Raw genomic sequence first — 2052 nt, 5'->3', positions numbered from 1 at the left:
GACCACCCAAGCTCAAACCTTGCCACATTTAGCACTGAAGCCGACCTGAACTGAAATTGCCAAGCGTTGAGAATCCGTCTTAAATGCTTTGTTATGTTCGGACTAAAAACCAACTACTTTACTAAGCACGTTAATGACATTCGACCAAATAGATGTTTGTTTCTGCATTCTATCTAGATTCTCAAAAGCTCGATTTTCATCGATTTCCTTGTGGTTTTCTATGTCGTCATCTTTTAATTCTAAGTTATTTTGGAAATCAGAATTATGGAAGCAATCATATTTCAAATACGAAACTAAAAACTGTTCCGAATCAAGCGATTCATAAGATTGCCATAAATCCCTTTCCGCAAAAAAAAGCATACGTTGAATTTCAGAATCAAGCCTCATTGCTAGCGTCGCGTAAATTGTATGAGAGACCTCATTGTCTTTCACAAATGCTTCCCAATTGTACCAATCAACAGGATTGTCAAATGGGAACAGTTTATTGAAACCGATCGTATCGAACCTACTTTTTGCGGTTTCGCCGAACGTTGAAGCCAAAGCTTGGCACTCTATAGCTTTTAGAAATAGCTCATTACTGCCATAATTATCATCCTTCCAAGTGAACAACGGATAAGTATCTAAAAATAGCTTAAAATACTCCCCATAACTCACCTTGAACGCCTTTACGGACTCGATTAGTTGCTGATTATCCATTAATTCTTCCTAGAACATAACGCCGCGTTAAGTGGTGAGCAACGCCAACCACCCTACCTAAACCATTGTGACATAATCACTTAACTCAAAGAAAGCCGAGAGCGCCAAGCGTTGAGAATCCGTCTTAAACGCTTTGTTATGTGCGTTTTTATTTGTTCGTCTCTCGTTCATACCACGTTTCTGAAACAGCCCAAGTAACCAGACCTAAAACCAACCCAAGAGCTAACAACACTACCGCCGATAAGCTGAAATCAATCCAAAATTCAGCCCACGTCCGCACTTTATCAAATAGCATAAAACCAATTGTTTTACCGACTAAGACAGAGCCTCCCGCAATTAAGGTCGTCTTCAAAACGTAATGACTACGCCCTTTTTTACGAGTTTGTGTCCAACGATGTAACCTCTTGCTTTTCCAATTACCCATATTCTAGTGCTCCCTGCATATCGACGAAAATTCTACACCACAATTTAGGGAGTTACAGAAAGGAAGAGTTAACGTGCGAACCAGACCAGAATAAGCATCAAAGCACATAACGCCGCGTTAAGTGGTGAGCAACGCATACCACTGTACCTAAACCATTGTGCCGTAAACACTTAAGCCGAAGCAAACTGAAAATACCGAGCGTTGGGAATCCGTTTTAAACGCTTTGTTAGTTTACCTTTCACACTAATCGCACGATTTAATTGAATTGCACATTTGGAGCGATACCCTATAATGATATTGTACTTGCAGACTTGGAGCTTAACCATGTACACATTAACAGCAAATGATGCCAAACGTAATTTCGGCGAACTGCTTCTAAACGCTCAACGCGAGCCAGTTAAAATTAGTAAAAACAACAAAGATGCCGTTGTTGTGATGTCGATTAGAGACTTTGAAGAACTTGAAGCTATGAAAGCTGATTACATAAAACATTGCTTTGAGGCTGCAAAAGCAGACTTAGCCCAAGGCAATGTAGTTGACGGTGAAAATTTCTTAAGCGCGTTGTAAGTAGAGTATGCACAAGAGCAAATATAAACTAAGTAAATTAGCACAGGCTCATTTATACAAAATCAAAAATTATACTGTTACAAACTTTTCCCAGATGCAGTGGAACTCATATAAAGACACTCTTCTTACTGGGTTTCAGATGCTTGCTGAAAACCCGGCAGTAGGTAGAAGCTGCAACGATATATATCAAAACGGTTTTTACTTCCCGATCGGCAAGCACACGGCATACTTTACCAAAGAAGACGGCTTTATTTTGGTCATTGCAGTTCTTGGACAATCGCAATTACCGCAAAACCATTTGCGATAATTACCACACCCTAGCATGTTCAGTTAGGGTGCTATTCTGATTGGTAAACTAACGCCGC

4 protein-coding genes are annotated in these 2052 nt (G+C 40.0%); 2 read left to right on the top strand and 2 right to left on the bottom strand.

Annotation, left to right across the window (positions count from 1 at the left end; genetic code table 11):
• Window positions 1-102: 102 nt before the first annotated feature.
• Window positions 103-696 (bottom strand): hypothetical protein, encoded by a 594-nt coding sequence (locus tag RH86_RS04410; protein ID WP_009385194.1) that lies wholly within the window; start codon window positions 694-696, stop codon window positions 103-105.
• 148 nt (window positions 697-844) lie between these two features.
• Window positions 845-1120, bottom strand: coding sequence for a hypothetical protein (locus RH86_RS04405; protein WP_009385192.1), 276 nt, complete (start codon window positions 1118-1120; stop codon window positions 845-847).
• Window positions 1121-1444: 324 nt separating this feature from the next.
• Here RH86_RS04405 and RH86_RS04400 point away from each other — a divergent pair, with 324 nt between their 5' ends.
• Together RH86_RS04400 and RH86_RS04395 are read left to right on the top strand one after the other, a co-directional pair.
• Window positions 1445-1687, top strand: a complete 243-nt coding sequence (locus tag RH86_RS04400; RefSeq protein WP_009385190.1) for a type II toxin-antitoxin system Phd/YefM family antitoxin — start codon at window positions 1445-1447, stop codon at window positions 1685-1687.
• 7 nt (window positions 1688-1694) lie between these two features.
• Window positions 1695-1994, top strand: a complete 300-nt coding sequence (locus tag RH86_RS04395; RefSeq protein WP_009385188.1) for a type II toxin-antitoxin system RelE/ParE family toxin — start codon at window positions 1695-1697, stop codon at window positions 1992-1994.
• Window positions 1995-2052 lie beyond the last annotated feature (58 nt).

Origin of the sequence: Vibrio sp. N418, assembly GCF_000222565.1 — a bacterium.
Taxonomy (GTDB): domain Bacteria; phylum Pseudomonadota; class Gammaproteobacteria; order Enterobacterales; family Vibrionaceae; genus Vibrio; species Vibrio scophthalmi.
This window is presented reverse-complemented; position numbering and strand designations above follow the sequence as displayed.

Coding starts and splice junctions, on each gene's coding strand:
- RH86_RS04405 (WP_009385192.1), bottom strand. CDS start 1,120: ATGGGTAATTGGAAAAGCAAGAGGTTACATCGTTGGACACAAACTCGT.
- RH86_RS04400 (WP_009385190.1), top strand. CDS start 1,445: ATGTACACATTAACAGCAAATGATGCCAAACGTAATTTCGGCGAACTG.
- RH86_RS04395 (WP_009385188.1), top strand. CDS start 1,695: ATGCACAAGAGCAAATATAAACTAAGTAAATTAGCACAGGCTCATTTA.
- RH86_RS04410 (WP_009385194.1), bottom strand. CDS start 696: ATGGATAATCAGCAACTAATCGAGTCCGTAAAGGCGTTCAAGGTGAGT.